This is a genomic window from Streptomonospora nanhaiensis, assembly GCF_026642255.1.
GTDB lineage: Bacteria > Actinomycetota > Actinomycetes > Streptosporangiales > Streptosporangiaceae > Nocardiopsis > Nocardiopsis tropica.
Genome location: NZ_CP113264.1, coordinates 6,714,154 through 6,729,295, shown reverse-complemented (window position 1 = coordinate 6,729,295; position 15,142 = coordinate 6,714,154). Strand labels below are relative to the sequence as shown.

The 15,142-nt window shown below is 74.5% G+C and carries 13 protein-coding genes; 6 read left to right on the top strand and 7 right to left on the bottom strand.

The window, feature by feature from the left end; translation table 11 throughout:
- The first annotated feature begins 147 nt into the window (after positions 1–147).
- Positions 148–342, top strand: coding sequence for a DUF397 domain-containing protein (locus tag OUQ99_RS29040; RefSeq protein ID WP_267946942.1), 195 nt, complete (start codon positions 148–150; stop codon positions 340–342).
- 66 nt (positions 343–408) lie between these two features.
- Here OUQ99_RS29040 and OUQ99_RS29035 read toward each other — a convergent pair whose 3' ends face one another.
- Together OUQ99_RS29035 and OUQ99_RS29030 are read right to left on the bottom strand one after the other, a co-directional pair.
- Positions 409–1,920, bottom strand: coding sequence for an MFS transporter (locus tag OUQ99_RS29035; RefSeq protein ID WP_267946941.1), 1,512 nt, complete (start codon positions 1,918–1,920; stop codon positions 409–411).
- Positions 1,921–2,395: 475 nt separating this feature from the next.
- Entirely contained in the window at positions 2,396–3,649 is a 1,254-nt protein-coding gene (locus tag OUQ99_RS29030) for a DUF418 domain-containing protein (RefSeq protein WP_267946940.1), read from the bottom strand.
- A 138-nt stretch (positions 3,650–3,787) separates the two neighbouring features.
- Here OUQ99_RS29030 and OUQ99_RS29025 point away from each other — a divergent pair, with 138 nt between their 5' ends.
- A complete protein-coding gene (locus OUQ99_RS29025) occupies positions 3,788–4,540 on the top strand; it encodes a TetR/AcrR family transcriptional regulator (protein ID WP_267946939.1) in 753 nt (250 codons plus the stop codon).
- Positions 4,541–4,648: 108 nt separating this feature from the next.
- Here OUQ99_RS29025 and fabG read toward each other — a convergent pair whose 3' ends face one another.
- Positions 4,649–5,413, bottom strand: coding sequence for a 3-oxoacyl-ACP reductase FabG (gene fabG / locus OUQ99_RS29020; RefSeq protein ID WP_267946938.1), 765 nt, complete (start codon positions 5,411–5,413; stop codon positions 4,649–4,651).
- Positions 5,414–5,867: 454 nt separating this feature from the next.
- Positions 5,868–7,046, bottom strand: a complete 1,179-nt coding sequence (locus tag OUQ99_RS29015; RefSeq protein WP_267946937.1) for a beta-1,3-glucanase family protein — start codon at positions 7,044–7,046, stop codon at positions 5,868–5,870.
- Positions 7,047–7,387: 341 nt separating this feature from the next.
- Here OUQ99_RS29015 and OUQ99_RS29010 point away from each other — a divergent pair, with 341 nt between their 5' ends.
- A complete protein-coding gene (locus OUQ99_RS29010) occupies positions 7,388–7,924 on the top strand; it encodes a hypothetical protein (protein WP_267946936.1) in 537 nt (178 codons plus the stop codon).
- Between the two features lie 110 nt (positions 7,925–8,034).
- On the opposite strand, the gene prpB is transcribed toward OUQ99_RS29010, so the two are convergent.
- Positions 8,035–8,928, bottom strand: coding sequence for a methylisocitrate lyase (gene prpB / locus OUQ99_RS29005; RefSeq protein ID WP_267946935.1), 894 nt, complete (start codon positions 8,926–8,928; stop codon positions 8,035–8,037).
- Between the two features lie 303 nt (positions 8,929–9,231).
- Between prpB and OUQ99_RS29000 the strand changes: the two genes are divergently transcribed.
- Positions 9,232–9,597, top strand: a complete 366-nt coding sequence (locus tag OUQ99_RS29000; RefSeq protein ID WP_267946934.1) for a hypothetical protein — start codon at positions 9,232–9,234, stop codon at positions 9,595–9,597.
- Between the two features lie 273 nt (positions 9,598–9,870).
- Here the strand turns inward: OUQ99_RS29000 and OUQ99_RS28995 are convergent, their stop codons facing one another.
- Positions 9,871–11,448 carry a serine/threonine-protein kinase gene (locus tag OUQ99_RS28995; protein ID WP_267946933.1) on the bottom strand — a complete coding sequence of 526 codons (1,578 nt, stop codon included), beginning with the start codon at positions 11,446–11,448 and terminating at the stop codon, positions 9,871–9,873.
- On the bottom strand, positions 11,445–13,193 hold the full coding sequence (locus OUQ99_RS28990; protein WP_267946932.1) for a serine/threonine-protein kinase: 1,749 nt from the start codon (positions 13,191–13,193) through the stop codon (positions 11,445–11,447). The genes OUQ99_RS28995 and OUQ99_RS28990 overlap by 4 nt, the downstream gene beginning before the upstream one ends.
- 201 nt (positions 13,194–13,394) lie before the next feature.
- Between OUQ99_RS28990 and OUQ99_RS28985 the strand changes: the two genes are divergently transcribed.
- Both OUQ99_RS28985 and OUQ99_RS28980 read left to right on the top strand, forming a co-directional pair.
- Entirely contained in the window at positions 13,395–14,360 is a 966-nt protein-coding gene (locus OUQ99_RS28985) for an ABC transporter ATP-binding protein (protein WP_267946931.1), read from the top strand.
- A 5-nt stretch (positions 14,361–14,365) separates the two neighbouring features.
- Positions 14,366–15,142, top strand: coding sequence for an ABC transporter (locus OUQ99_RS28980; RefSeq protein WP_267946930.1), 777 nt, complete (start codon positions 14,366–14,368; stop codon positions 15,140–15,142).

Sequence of the window (15,142 nt, the reverse complement as noted above, 5' to 3'; positions counted from 1 at the left end):
TTTTGCTCCAGGGGCTGTGGAAGGACGTGCCTCGGCCGCCTGGTGACAGGAAGGGCACCAGTAGGTGCCTGGTTTCCGACGTTCTCCCGCCGTACTCTGCCGAGTAGAGGCCACCGAGCAGCCTCGATTGACTGGAGGACACCGATGATGGCCGCCAGCACTCCCCACCTGATGTTCCGCAAGTCCAGCTACTCCGGCGCGCGCACCGAGAACTGCGTGGAATTCGCTGACGTAGGGGAGGGGACCGCCGTAGTCCGCGACTCCCAGAACCCTGCGGACGGGCACTTCCTCCTGTCCGGCCGTGAGTGGGGAGCGCTCCTCGGCGCCGTCCGCCACGGGTAGGCCCGAGACGCCGACCAGGCCCCGCGCAACACTCGCGTCGCCGAGTGTCTTTCGCCGTCTCCGGGCCTACCCGGGAACCACGTCGCCCTCCCTCCCGGCGGCGTCCCGCTCCCCTCCAGGAGCCTTCCGACGCCGGGCCAGCAGCACGGCCACACCGGCTGTGGCGGCCAGCGACAGAGCCGCGACACCCCAGGAGGCGATGTCCCAGGCCGCCGTGAGGTGTTCGGCCAGTGCCCCGGACCCGGGGCCCGTCAGGTCACCGGCGGTCGCACGTGCGGCGACCTCGACCGATCCGGTGCGGGCGGCGACGACGCTGGTCAGCACGGCCCCGAAGACGGCGATGACCAGGGCCTCGGCGCCGCCGCGCAGAGTGTTGAGGAAGCCCGCCGCCATACCCGCCTTGGCGGAGGGGACCAGAGTCATCGCCTGGCCGTCGGTGATGCCGAACGACAGGCCCATGCCGGTGCCTATCAGGGCCAAGGGCAGGGCCAGCGCCAGTGGGCCGACCTGCGGATGGAGGACGGTGAGCAGGCCGTTCCCCCCGGCGACGAACAGCAGAGCGAGGATGATCAGCCCCCGGGGCGGAACGCCCCTGGTGATGAGCCACCCGCCCAGGAGCGGGGTCACCAGGACCGGTGCCGTGAGCATGAGCATCATCAGGCCGGCGGTCTGGGCGCCCACCCCCTGGACCCCTTGGAGGTAGGTCGGCAGGAAGACCAGCACGCCGAGGAACCCGACCGACGTGGTCAGCGTGGCCAGGCACCACGCCATGAACGGGCCGTTGCGCACCAGGGCCAGGTCGAGCACCGGTTGTGCCACCCGGCGTTCGATGAGGAGGAAGAGCACGAGCAGCACCGCCCCGGCGCCCAGGGCGCCGAGCGCCTCCGGGCTCGTCCAGCCCGCCTCCGGCGCCTCGATGACCGCGAACATCACCAGGGCCAGACCGGCGATGAAGGTCGTCGCCCCGGCCCAGTCGACGCGCGGCCGGTCGGAGGCGCGCGACTCGGTGATGAACAGCGAGCCGACCAGGATGAGCAGGCCGACCGCGGCGTAGACGAGGAACGCCGCCCGCCAGCCCACGGCCCCAACCAGCAGCCCCGACAGGGTCGGGCCGACGGCGATGCCGACCCCGGCCATGGTGCCCATGGCCGCGAAGGCACGGGTTCGCGCGGCCCCCTCGAAGAAGGTCGCCAGCAGCGCTCCGCCGCTGGCCATGATCGCGGCACCGCCGACACCGGCGGCCAGGCGGGCGGCGTCGAGGACGAGGACGTCACCGACCAGGGCGCCGACCGCGTTGCCCGCCGCGAAGACGATCGCCCCGGCGGCGAACAGCAGCCGCCTTCCGAACAGGTCGGCGAGGGAGCCGCAGACGAGGGTGAACGCGGCGAAGGTGAGGTTGTACCCGGCCACCACCCAGTGGAGCGGAGCGCCGGAGGCCCCCAGGTCCGAGCCGATGCTCGGGACGGCCACCGCCGTTCCGGAGATCGACATGGCCACGACCAGCACACCCGTCATGACGACGGCCAACAGCACTCCGGGTCGGGTCGCCCCCTGGGGCGGATCACTTGTCGTACGCACGTCTTTCTCCTCTGTGTCGGTGGACGTGGTCGACATTCTTGAACTTCAACTTAAGTTGAGGTCAAGGGGCGCCGGTCGGGACCCGGACCGGGGTGGGGAGCAGGTTTGCTGCGGCACCGGGGTGCGTGGTGACGGGGCCCGCCGTGACCGCCCTGTCCGGGGATCAGCCACTCCCGGACAGGGCGGTTGCGCAGCTCAGAGCAGGGGCCCGCCCCCGCCCCCTCCCCCCGATGATCTTGTACTTATAGCGAGGTTGGGCGTCGAGAACGTCTATAAGTACAAGATCATCGGGGGTGGGGCCTCTAGATCATCGGGGGAGGGGGCTCTTGGGTCGCACCGGCCGCGGTTCCCGCCCGGTGCGGCCGGCACGCCCCTCGGACGGGTCGGGGCCGGTCGGGGTCGCCTCCTCCTCACGGGTCCCCAGCCCTCACTGCGTCGGGTCGGCAGGCAGGCTGCGGGAACTCGGCGGAAGGGCTCAGGCGGTCTTCCGCGAGCGGCCGTAGGTGAGCCTCCGGAGCAGGACCTCGGCCGGGCCGCGCAGGGAGCGGCGCCGCATCAGGTCGGCGCCGACGACGCTGACGAGCCAGACCACCACCGCGCACCCGACGGCGAAGAGGGTCGGCTCCTCGAACCGGGCGCCGAGCGCCAACGTGTACGGCGACGCCAGGACCACCCACACGACCGACTGGAACAGGTAGCCGCTCAGCGAGCGCTGGCCGAGCGCGGCCAGCGCGCCGACGACGGCGCTGTTCCCACGGGGCCTCCCCGCCCTCGACAGCGCCAGGGAGAGCAGCCCGAACAGCGAGACGTAGCCGATGCCGCCGAACACCCCGGACACCTGGTGCAGCAGCTGGACCCACGTCGCGGCGAACGCGTCGGCGTGCAGCACACCCGCGTTGGCCAGGCCCATAGGCAGCCCGCCCGCGACACCGACGGCGAAACCGCCGACGACGCCCGTCCACAATGTCCGGCGGTGGTCCCCGGGAGCCTCCAGCACGCGGTTCCGGGCCGCCCACGCGCCGAACCAGACCGGCAGCAGGTACCCGGCCACGATGAGCCCGGTGTGCACCGGCCACTCGTTCAGCCGTGCGAGGACGGAGGCCGCGTAGGTCACGGCGTCCAGGGAGGACGCCTCCTCCGGGACCGGTACCGGCGCCGGTTCCCCGGAACCGTTGGCGACGGCCCAGGCGACCAGGCCGCCGAGGCCCACGACGTACACCAGCAGCACGCCCCCGATCCACCGGAGGGCGCGGTACACGCGGTCGCTGCGGCGCAGCAGCACGAGTGTGAACAGCAGGCCCAGCACGCCGTACGCCCCGAGGATCTCGCCGGAGAAGAGCAGTGTCCCGTGCACCAGCCCGAAGGCGACCAGCCAGCCGTTGCGGCGCAGCAGAATCGCGCGCGTCGCCCGGGGGGAGCCGGTGGCGGCGTCCTGCCGTCGCGCGACCTGGACCAGCCCGTAGCCGAACATGATCGCGAACATCGGGATCGCGCGTGCGTCCACCAGCGTGGACATGGCGATCTCGAAGGCACGTTCGGCGACCCCCGTCGCCTGACCGGCGCCGTGTGCGGAGACGAAGAAGAGGCCGGTCGCGTGGGCCAGCGCGATGAGCAGGAGCATGGCGCCGCGTGCGAGGTCGGGGGCGAGCGCGCGTTCGGAGTCCTTCGTCGGCCCCCGGGACGGGGGCGGGGCGGGGGAGGGGGTCGGCGTGGCGCGGGTGTCGGTCATCGAGGGGGCTCCAGGGGGCGTTGAATTGAGTACTTAATACACTGTACGACGTACAGAGTACATCGTTCTATCCTCGGGGCAAGACCGGGACGCCGATCGCCCTGCGGGCGGCGGACCGGGGGAGAGAACGGAGACGCCATGGCGGAGGGACCGGCACTGCCCCCTGTGGTGGCGCGGATGTGGGGACGCGACCCCGTGTCCCGCCACGGGCCGCGCCCGAGCCTGAGCCTGGAGGGCATCACGGCCGCGGCGATCGGGATCGCCGACGCCGAGGGGCTGGCCGGGGTGCGGATGAGCAGCGTCGCCCGCAGCATGGGCGTGGCGACGATGTCGCTGTACCGCTACGTGGGCAGCAAGGAGGAGCTGCTGGTCGCCATGGCCGACGCGGCGGCGCCCGACCCCCCGGAACCGGAGGGGACGGGCTGGCGGGACCACCTCACGGTCTGGACCCGCGCCCACCGGGACTTCCTGCTCGACCGGCCGTGGCTGCTGCACATCACGCGCTTCGCCCCGCCCATGGGGCCGAGGTCCCTGCTCTGGCTCGACCGGGGACTGGCCGCGCTGGACGGCACGGGGCTGGGCGCGGGGGAGAGGATGAACGTCGTCAGCACCCTCACGGGCTACGCCGTCAGCCACGCGGGCCTGGCGCTGGGCGCGGGCGGGCCGGAGCCGCCGGGGGAGGAAGAGGCCGCCGGACTGGCGGAGTACGGCGCGATCCTCACCGAGGTCCTCGATCCCGAGACCTACCCCGCGCTGGCGGCGGCCGTCGGGGAGGACGCCTTCGGCGACGGTGACGAGTGGATCGACGACGGCGACTTCGGCTTCGGGCTCGGCCTGCTCCTCGACGGCGTGGAGGCGCTCATCGCCGCTCGCCGCACGGCGCGTTCCTAGGCGGTTCGCACGCTCCGGAACCGCGTCCAGGGGCAGGGGCCGATCAGGGGCGTGACCGCGGCCGGGCGCGAGGCCCGGCCGCGGTCCCCCGGTTCGGGGCGTGTGGCGTCAGTCCGAGCCGAGGGCCCGGCCGAAGGCCTGGCCGTCCTCGGGCAGCACCTGGCCCCCGTCCACCACGAGGGACTGGCCGGTGATGAAGGAGGCCCCGGCGCTCGCCAGGAACACGCAGGCCGCGGCGATGTCCTCGACCTCGCCGACGCGTCCGACCGGGATGGCCGCGCGCATGCGCTCGAGGTAGTCCGGGCCCATGTCGTCCAGGCCCTCGGTGCGCACGTTGCCGGGGAGCACGGCGTTGACGGTGATGCCGCGGGGCGCCAGCTCCAGGGCGGCGCTGCGCATGAACCCCAGCTGGGCGGCCTTGGTGGCCCCGTAGTGGGACCAGCCCGCGTACCCGGTCAGCGGCCCCGTGATGGAGGACGTGATCACCACCCGCCCCCGGCCGGAAGCCGTCAGGGCCTCCACCGCGGCCTGCACCATCAGCACGGTGCCCTTGACGTTGGTGTCGAGGACCCGGTCGAGCTCGTCCTCGCCCATCGACACCAGCGGCGAGGAGGGGAAGATCCCGGCGTTGGCGCAGAGCACGTCCAGGCCGCCGCTTGCCTCCACGACCTCCTCCACCACGCGGGCGCAGTCGGCGGCCCTGGCCACGTCCCCGACCGCCCACCGCGCTCCCGGGACGCCTTCGGCGGCCTCACGGGTCCTGGCCTCGTCGCGGCCCATGATCACCACCCGGTCCCCGGCCTCCGCGAACCCCTTGGCGATGCCGAGCCCGATGCCCTTGGTACCGCCGGTCACCAGAACTGTTCTGCTCACAGCCGTCTCCCGCCATCCCGTTGGTCACTCACTACCCTCCCGGTGCTCTCGGACGGTGCCGTCCCGCCCACCCCGCCCCGTACTTCCCGGGCGTGCCACCGGGCCCGTCCACGATCCCCCCTCCGGCCGGCGCGGTGGCGGTCGGCCCCCGGGTTCCGTGCCCACAGGATCCGGTTTCCGGAACCGGGTGGGGAAGGAGCGGGCGCGGGGCCGTGTCCGGAGCAAGGGGACGCCCCCGTGCCCGGCGGCACGGGGGCGTCCCCGGTCCCGGCCCACCGCGCCGCCGCGACCCGGCCCCGCGCCCCACACGCGGAACGGGCCCCGGCGACGGCCGGTGGGCCGGGCGTCGGAAGGGCTCGCCCCCGGGCCGGGCACGGGGCCGCCGCGGGCGGCTTCCCGGATCCGATCCCGGCCCGGGAGCCGCCCGCGTGCGCGGGCGGTGCGAGCCTCGGCGTCAGAACGCCGTGAGGGTGATCTCGAACGCGGAGGGCCCGTGGTCCTGGATGTAGGACGCGAAGTCCTCCACGTCGTCGAAGGCGAACCCGTAGGCCTTGCCGTCCACGGTGTTCGCGTGGAAGACGGCGGCGTAGTGGTTGGCGATCTCCGACTGGTAGAAGCCGGCCGGGTCGTCGGTCGGCTGCTGCGCGGCGGTCAGCAGGGTCGCCCTGTTGAACGCCGCGCCCAGGATGGCGGCGACGGGCCCGGTGATCCCGTCGTTGGGGGCGGCCAGGTTGCCGTCGCAGAAGAGGACGTCCCTGGTCGAGGGCCGGGAGATCGGCGCGACGCCCCCGTCGAAGACCAGCTGCTCGCCCTGCACACGGCCGGTGAAGGTCCCGGCGTTCGTGGTGACCGTCAGGTCGGTGGACGCGTAGTGCGACCAGACCTGGTCGATGTAGGGGTCGAAGTAGTCCGAGGGGAACAGCCCCTGGTCGAGGGCGTGCCCGGGGGCGATCACCCGCAGGTCGTCGTAGACCAGCGACGAGAAGACCGGGTCCGCCGAGAGCGTCTCGAACACGGCGGCCCGCCCGCCCGGCTCGAACGTGCCGGTGGTCTGGTCGGCGTCGCCCGTCAGCCGGATGCCGATGGGCACGCTGAACTGGTCGACCATGCTGGTGTTGCAGAACATCCCGGCGTCGTTGTGGGTGAACTCGACCGAGTCGTGCAGCACGTCGAAGCCGTGGTCGCTCTCCACCCAGCCGGCGGGGAGCTGGAGCGCGGGCGTTCCGTCTCCCCCGATGACGATGCGGATGCCGAGCTTGCCGCCGAGCGCGAGGTAGATGCGCCCCGACATGTAGGGGAGCGTCATGCCGGCGAGGGCGTCGAGCGGGATCGAGTAGTCGGTGTACCCGTTGTCGGTGTTGTCGCCCTCGCTGACGGGGTGGGGCGTTCCGGAGGCGTCGACCCACACGTGCTGGTTCGTGGTCAGGTCGGTGCCCACGACGTAGACGAGCACCTCTCCGTCGGCGAACCGGCCGGTGTTGTTGACGATGCTGACCGGGAGCGCTCCCGGGTTGGCCAGGGCGGAGGAGTCCGACCTGAGCGACGCCTGGGTCGGGGCCGGGGCGCAGCCGCCGAGGAGGGGGACCCCCACGGCCAGGGTGGCGCCCCCGAGGAAAAGCCTGCGGTCGATCATGAGGTCTCCTTGGTAGCGGGTCAGAGACTGGAAACTAAGTGATCATTTAGTCACGCTTGAGTCAACAGGGGTAACGGTGCGTGCTTCTGGTGCGGGGGAGTTTTCCGAGGCGGGAGGCAGTATATGTGATGCAGGTCACTCTTCATGGTGGGGGCGGAATGCTCGGACCCCCTGTGGCGGCGCGTCGCGGGCGCGGCCGACCGCTTCCGGGGAGGGGCCGTACCCTCGGGAGGGAACCGTCGGGTGCGCCCCGGAGTCGTATCCCCGGCAACGCCCGCGGAACGTCCGTGATCCCGACGACAAGGAACCTCCCCGTGTATCCCCCTGCTCCCAGACCTCCCATGCCGACCGCCCTCAAGGCGGTCAGGGTCATCCTGATCATCCGGGCGGTCATCGCCGTCCTCCTCTACGGGGCGGCCTTCCTCGGCCTCCTCGTCCTCATGACGCTGCCCGCCGCCGAGGTCGAGGCCGAGGCGGGCATGCCCATGGCGGCCCTCGTGGCGGTCCTGGTCATCGGCCTCCTCATCACCGCCTTCGAGGTCTACGTCATCGCGGACATGGGCAAGGGCGGCCCCCGGGCCCGCAACCTCCTGCGCGTCGTGATCGGCCTCGCGCTGGCCAACGCGGTCCTCAGCATCCTGACCGGCTCCAACCCCGCACTCGGGCTGGGCCTGGCGATCTCCGTGCTGTGCCTGATCGAGAGCCCGTCCTCGAAGGAGTGGTTCCGGGCCACCGACCCGAACGCCCCCGCCGGCCACCCGCCGGTCCAGGGCGGCTACCCGCAGCCGGGCCACCCCGGCCAGGGCGGATACCCCGGCCACCTCGGGCAGCCCGGATATCCGGGGCAGCCGAACCAGCCCGGCCCGGGCGGCCACTAGCCGTTCCGGCGTCCCGGGGAGCCCGCCGTCCGCGCGACGGACTCCCCGGGCGGGACCGCCCGGCAGGGCCCCGCCGATCGCCGTGCCGACCACCGTCCCACCGCGACCGTTCAGACCGTGAAGTCGAAGACGCCGCCGTCGAAGGCGTTGTAGGCGGGGTAGTCGAGCAGTTCGTAGAGGCGCTTGCGGGTCTGCATCCGGTCGACCAGGCCCGCCTGGGTGCCCTCGTCGCGCAGGGTCCGCAGCCCGTCCTCGACCGCGCCCATGGCCAGGCGGAGCGTGGTGACCGGGTAGATCACCATGTTCATCCCGAGGGACTCCAGCTGTCCGGCGGTCAGCAGCTCGCTCTTGCCGAACTCGGTCATGTTGGCGAGCAGCGGCACGTCCACCGCCGCGCGGAACGCCTCGAAGTCGGCGGGTCCGCGCATCGCCTCAGGGAAGACCATGTCGGCGCCCGCGTCCACGTAGGCCCGCGCGCGCTCGATCGCGGCGTCCAGGCCCTCGACCGCGGCGGCGTCGGTGCGCGCGCAGATCACGAACCCGTCGTCGCGCCGGGCGCCCACCGCCGCCCGGATCCGCCGGACCATCTCGTCGGCGCCGACGACCGCCTTGCCGTCCAGGTGGCCGCAGCGCTTGGGGTTCACCTGGTCCTCCAGGTGGCACCCGGCGAGGCCCGCGTCCTCCAGGGCCTGGACGGTGCGGGCCGCGTTCATGGGCTCCCCGAAGCCCGTGTCCGCGTCGATGAGCGTGGGCAGGTCGGTCACCCGGGCGATCTGTCCGCCCCGCGTCGCGACCTCGGACAGCGTGGTCAGACCGATGTCGGGCAGGGCCAGGTCGGCGGCCACGACCGCGCCCGACACGTACGCGCCGTCGAAGCCGAGTTCCTGGATCAGCACCGCGGTGAGCGGGTTGACCGCGCCGGGAACGCGCATCAGGCGTCCCGAGGACAGGGCCTCGCGCAGGACGCGGCGCTTCTCGTGCGGGGCGGTACGGGCGTGCAGCATCAGAGGATTCCTTCCGATCCGTGGAGGGCGCCGGGCACGGTCGCCCGGTCCTCCCCGAAGCACAGCAGACGGCCCTTCTCGGCGGTGGGCCCGGGGTGGCGCCTCGGGGGCCACGGCGGACGGCTCCGTTCCCCGGTTGCCGCCTCTCCGTGAGACGGCCACGCTAGCCTGGGGAGAGTTCGGCCTCCGGCGCACGGGGACGGGCCGCGCAGGTGTGTGCGAGCCCCCGTGGGGCGACTTGCCGTGAACCGGCGGCGGACCGCTGCCCCGGGGCCCTGCTCGCGTCCGGGATCGGGGAATGGGATGGGTTCGGAGACCGCTCGTGGAACTGTCGGCCACGACCAACCGCTGTTCCCGACGCCTCCCCTGACCGAAAAGGCGCTCAGGGACGCGCTTTCCGGGATCGACCCGGCGGAGTCCGTTCGCTTCGACGCCGAGTTCCACCGGGCGTCGCACGAAGCGCTGCGGACCGGCAGCGCCGTTCCCTTGCACACCTGTCTTTTCCGATGGGCGGTGTTCGTCGAACTCCGGAGCTGTCGTCGGCGTGCCGACCGCCTCCGCGAGCTGGAGGGGATTGTGGGCGGGGCCTCCGATGCCGACGCGGCCCGGGACGCGGCGAAGGAAGCCGCGCAGATGATCGGCGAGGCCGCCCAGCGGGTCGGCCGGTGACGGGCCGGGGTCGGGCGCGCCTTCCCGACGCCGGACACCTTGTGGCGGGCACGGATCCGGGCGACCGGATCCTTCGCCACGACCCGCGGGCCGGAGGGTACGTGGCGCACGCGGTGGGCGTCGGGGCGGCCTCGCAGGGCGAGACCGAGGAGGAGGCGCTGGCCGCTCTCGCCGAGGCGTTGGAGCTCTACTTCGAGGACGACGGGCCAACCGGGTGACCGCTGAGGAGCTGCGCGTCCTTCCCGTCGGCGAGGACACCGGTGCCGTCACGCCCTACCCGGTGGCGGTCCCCCCGTCGCACGAGGAAAGGTCGGAGGACAGGGGCCGCTCGGACGCGTCGTAGCAGAGCCCGGTCGGCGGGACCCCGGACACGTTCGGGACGTAGCCCGGGCTCGCGAGGACGAGCAGGCCCTCGTCGGGCGCCCCGTCGAAGGTGACCGCGAACGCGCTGCCCGCCCCGATCTCCCCGTCGGCCTCCACCCCGGACGGCGCCAGTGGCTCCTCCCCGGCGGTGACGGCGAGCATCGACGGGACGTCGTCGCCGAGCGCGACCTCCATGAGGTCGACGGTGAACGCGAACCGGACGCCGCCGGGGGTCGCGTCGACCGAGTCCACGGACATGCTGAACGTGCTCTCGAACGAGTCGGGCGAGGCCGCGAAGGACGGCCGGTCTTCGGGGGCCGCCTCGGCGGGGTTCACCACCAGGTCGGCGCCGGTCCGGGACTCGGCCCACCACTCGACGTTGTGACCGTCCGTCCGGACGTCCGACCGCGTCCAGCCGGCGTGCGCCTCCGCGTCGGCCCCGGCCGCGTCCGGCGCGGGCCCGTCCGCAGCTCCGCCCGGCCCGGCTCCGGGGGCGAGGACGCGGGCCGCCACCGTACCCGCCGCCACGGCCAGTACGAGGAGCAGGGCGGCGCCCGCGGCGAGGAGCGCGCGGGAGCGCCGGGGCCGGGGCGCGGCGGGGAGGACCGCCCGGATCTCACGCCAGGAGCGGTCCAGGGCCCTGTCGACGCACGCCGCCACCTCGTCCGAGGGCAGGTCGGCGGGGGTCCCCGTGAGGGACGACACCAGCCGGGCCGCGGTGGGCCTGCGCCCCGGCTCCTTGCCCAGGGCGGCTGCCACGAGCGGGAGCAGCCGGGCCGGGACCGCGGACAGGTCGGGCTCCTCCCTGAGCACCCGGTACACGAGCGCGTCCGCCGGCCCCGTCCCGAACGGCGGACGCCCGGACGCGGCGTGGGCGACCAGCGCGCCCCACGCGAACACGTCGGCGGCGGGGGAGGGCGGCGCTCCGCGCAGCAGCTCGGGCGCGATCCACCCGGGCGTGCCGAAGAGCCCCCCGGTCCTGGTCAGCACGGTCTCGTCCAGGGCCCGCGAGATGCCGAAGTCCAGCACCTTCGGCCCCTCGGGGGAGAGCATCACGTTGCCGGGCTTGAGGTCGCGGTGGACGATCCCGGCGGCGTGGACGGCGCGCAGCGCCTCGGCGGTCCCGACCGCCAACCCGTCGAGCGGGGGGCCGGTGAGCGGCCCGTGGCTCCGCACGTGGTCGGACAGGGTCCGGCCGGGCACGAACTCCGTGGCCAGCCACGGGTTCCCGCCGTCGGCACCGGCCGCGACGAAGGAGGGCACGGCGCGGCTGCGCACGCGTCGGAGCAGGCGGACCTCGCGCGTGAAGCGGTCCCTCAGGGCGGGGTCCTCCGCCAGGTCGGCCCGGATGACCTTGACGGCGACGTAACCGCCCCGCCCGGCCGTGCCCGCGTAGACGGTGCCCATGCCCCCGCTGCCGATCCGGCCCACGACACGGAAGGCGCCCACGGCGGCAGGGTCGCCGGGGCGGACGGGTGCGAAGCTCACAGGCCCTCCTCGCCCGCCACCGAGTCGAAGGTGGGGCAGGGGTCGCCGTCGAACGACCCGTCCATGGTGCTCGTCGAGATCTGGGTCCAGGCGGTCCCGCACATGTAGGCGCCCTGGCTCCGCACCGCCGCGTACTCCCCGCTCGGGGCCTCCCCGGGGTCGGGGCGGTAGGCGACCAGGACGGAGCTGGGCGCGTCGGGCACGTCGAACGAGAACTCGGCGGTGGGGTCGGACGGCGTCAGCTCCGCGAGCGTCCGGCCCTCCACGCGGTAGCCCTCCCTGCCGTCGTCGGGGTCCTCGGGCACGGACTCCAGGCCGGGGCCGACCTCGTAGAGGGTGATGTCGTCGGAGCGGAGCGTGTAGCCGCCGCTCTCGGGCAGGTAGGTGATGTCCCCGCTGACGGTGAGGCCGTCCGACTCCTCCATGGCGGCGGTGTCGAGGTAGGTGACGTAGATGTTCATGGTCGCGATGGCGTGGTCCTCGCGGGCGAACCCCTCGGGCGGCTCGTACGTCCACCCGGCGAACCCGTCGGCGGCCCCCATGCCCCCGGAGGGGTCCGCGAGGACCATCATCACGTTGTCGCCGGGGACGGTCACCGCCAGCTCCCCGGAGGGGGAGGCCGGGGCGCCGTCGCCCCCGTCGTCGCCCTCCGCGGCCTGGCCCGCCCGGCCGAAGCGGTCCCCCGCGTACCAGGAGCCCCCGACGACCAGCACGAGCGCGGCGAGCGCGGCGCCGACCGCCGTCCACGGGCGGCCCCCGCGACCGGGACGTCCGGGCGGACGGCCCGCTCTCCGGGCGGGGGGCGCGGAGGGGCGGGTCGGGGGAGGGGCCGGTACGGCCGTGGCCGGCGGCGCCTCCCATCCGTCCGCGATCACCACGGTGACCAGGGCGGTCGTCTCCTCGTGGCCGGCGCCGGCGTCGAGGCGCGGCCCGAGGAGGCCCGCCAGGAGCGCGGGGACGGTGAGGCGTCGGCCGGGGTCGCGGGCGAGCGCGCCCCGCACGAGTCCGAGCAGGTTCTCCGGCACGCCGTCGAGGTCGGGCTCGCCCTCCAGGACGCGCAGGGCGGCGGACTCGGCGGACCCCGCCCCGAACGGGGCCCGGCCGGTGGCGGCGAAGGCCACCAGGCCGCCCCACGCGAACACGTCGGCGGCCGGGCCGGGCGGCGCTCCGCGCAGCAGTTCCGGGGCGACCCACCCCGGAGTGCCGAACAGGCCGCCGGTGCGCGTGATCGCGGTCTCGTCCAGGGCGCGGGCGATGCCGAAGTCCAGCACCTTGGGCCCGTCCCCGGAGAGGACGACGTTGCCGGGCTTGAGGTCGCGGTGGACGATCCCGGCGGCGTGGACGGCCCGCAGCGCCTCCGCGACACCGGTGGCGAAGGCGTGCAGCGGGGCGCCGGACAGCGGCCCGTGTTCGTCCACGTGCCGCCGCAGGGTCGGGCCCGGAACGTACTCGGTGGCGAGCCACGGCTGCGCGGCCCGGGTGTCGCTCGCCACGAACCGCGGCACGCAGGGGCTGAGCACCCGTCGGACCAGTGAGGCCTCCCGGTGGAACCGGGCCCGGAAGTCGCGGTCGGCGGCCAGGTCGGCGTGGACCAGTTTGACGGCGACCAGCCGGCCGGAGGGGTCGGCGGCGGCGTAGACCGCGCCCATGCCCCCGCTGCCCAGGCGGCCGACGGTGCGGTAGCCCCCGACCGTCCGGGGGTCGCCCGGGAGGAGGGGAGGGAACGGCGGGTGGTGGGGCGACACGGGACTCCGATGGGACCGGCGAAGGGGTGGGCGGGGGTCAGAATGCTACCCCCGGCCCAGGGGGAGCCGGGCCCGGGGGAGCGCAGCCCCGCCCGGGGCGCCGCGGCGCCCCTGACACCTGTCACGGTCACCTCCTGACGGACGGCCTACGCCCTCCCCTCCGATCCGGGACAGCCTGGAGGCAGACACCGGAGGAGAGCGATGATCAGCGTTCGCGGACTGACCAAGAGGTACGGGGAGAACCTGGCGGTGGACGGCCTGACCTTCACCGTGGCCCCCGGCCGGGTGACGGGCTTCCTCGGCCCCAACGGGGCCGGAAAGAGCACGACCCTGCGGATGCTCCTGGGCCTGGACACCCCCACCTCGGGGGACGCCCGGATCGGGGGGACCGCGTACCGGCGTCTCGCCGCGCCCGCGCGGGAGGTCGGGGCCCTGCTCGACCCCGCCGCCGTCGACCCCGGGCGCACGGGGGCGAACCACCTGCTCTGGCTGGCCCGCGCGGGCGGCATCGGCCGCGCGCGGGTGGACGACGTGCTCGGCCTCGTCGGCCTGGAGGAGGTCGGCGGACGCCGGATCCGCCACTACTCGCTCGGGATGCGCCAGCGGCTCGGCATCGCCGCCGCGCTGCTCGGGGACCCGGGCGTGCTCCTGCTGGACGAGCCCCTCAACGGACTGGACCCCGAGGGCATCGTCTGGACGCGCCGCCTGCTGAAGGGGTTCGCCGAGGAGGGGCGCACCGTCCTCCTGTCCAGCCACCTGATGAACGAGATGGAGGCCACCGCCGACCACGTGCTGGTCATCGGCGGCGGCAGGCTCGTCGCGGACGTCGGCCTCGCCGAGCTGGTCGCCACCGGTGCGGGAACACGGGTCGAGGCCGTCTCGCCGCGCGCGGACGAACTGGCCGCCCTGCTGCGCCGCGAGGGCGCGACGGTGGACGGCGGACGGGGCGGCCGGATCGCCGTGACCGGGGCCGACGCCGCCCGGGTGGGCGACCTGGCCGCCCGGCACGGGATCCCCGTGCACGAGCTGGTGCCGGTCCGGGCCCGGCTGGAGGACGCGTTCATGGCCCTCACCCGGGGCCGGGGCCGACACGAGGGCCGGACCGGGGAGCCCGGCGCCGCAGACGCGAACACCCGGAAGCCGCAAGGAAGGGGAATGGTCCGATGACCGCCGTGGACCACCGTCGACCCACCGCCCGGGACACCGTGGCGGCGGAGTGGACCAAGTTGGCGGGCCTGCCCCGCAACCGCCGGACGGCGGCGGGAGCCGTCGCGCTCGCGCTCCTGGTCGCCGCCCTGTTCTGCCTGACCTTCGGCGCCACGACCGGCGTCCCGCTGGCCGAGCAGCCCGTCTTCGACGTGCTGACCGCGGGACTGCTCGGCGTCGACGCCGCCGCCCTGGTGCTGGCGGTGCTCGCCGCCTCGGCCACGGGGGGCGAGTACGCGACGGGGATGATCCGGACGACGTTCACGGCCACGCCCTCCCGGGGGCGCGTGCTCGCCGCCAGGGCCCTGGTCGCGGCAACCGCCTCCTGGGCGGTGTCGCTCGTGGCGGCGGTCGGCGCGGCCCTGGTCAGCCTGCTGGTCCTGTGGCTCTCCGGGCTCCCGGCCTGGGACGCGACCGACCCGGCGGTGTGGCGGGTCGTGCTCGGCGCCTCGCTGATGGGCCCGTTCTACGCGTCGGCCGCGGTGGCCCTCGCCGACCTCGCCCGGTCCACCGCGGGCGGCGTGGCGGGGGTGGCGGCCCTGCTGGTCGCGCCCACCGTCGCGGGCTGGCTGCCGGGAGGGCCGGCGGTCGTGCCGTTCCTGCCGGGGGAGGCCGTCCACGTGCTCGCGGGGATCGCGGGACCGGGCCACGCGAGCCCGTGGTCCGCGCTGCTGGTCCTGGCGGTGTGGGCTGTCGCGCTCCTCCTGCTCGCCCACGGCGCGAACCGGCGCAGGGACACCTGA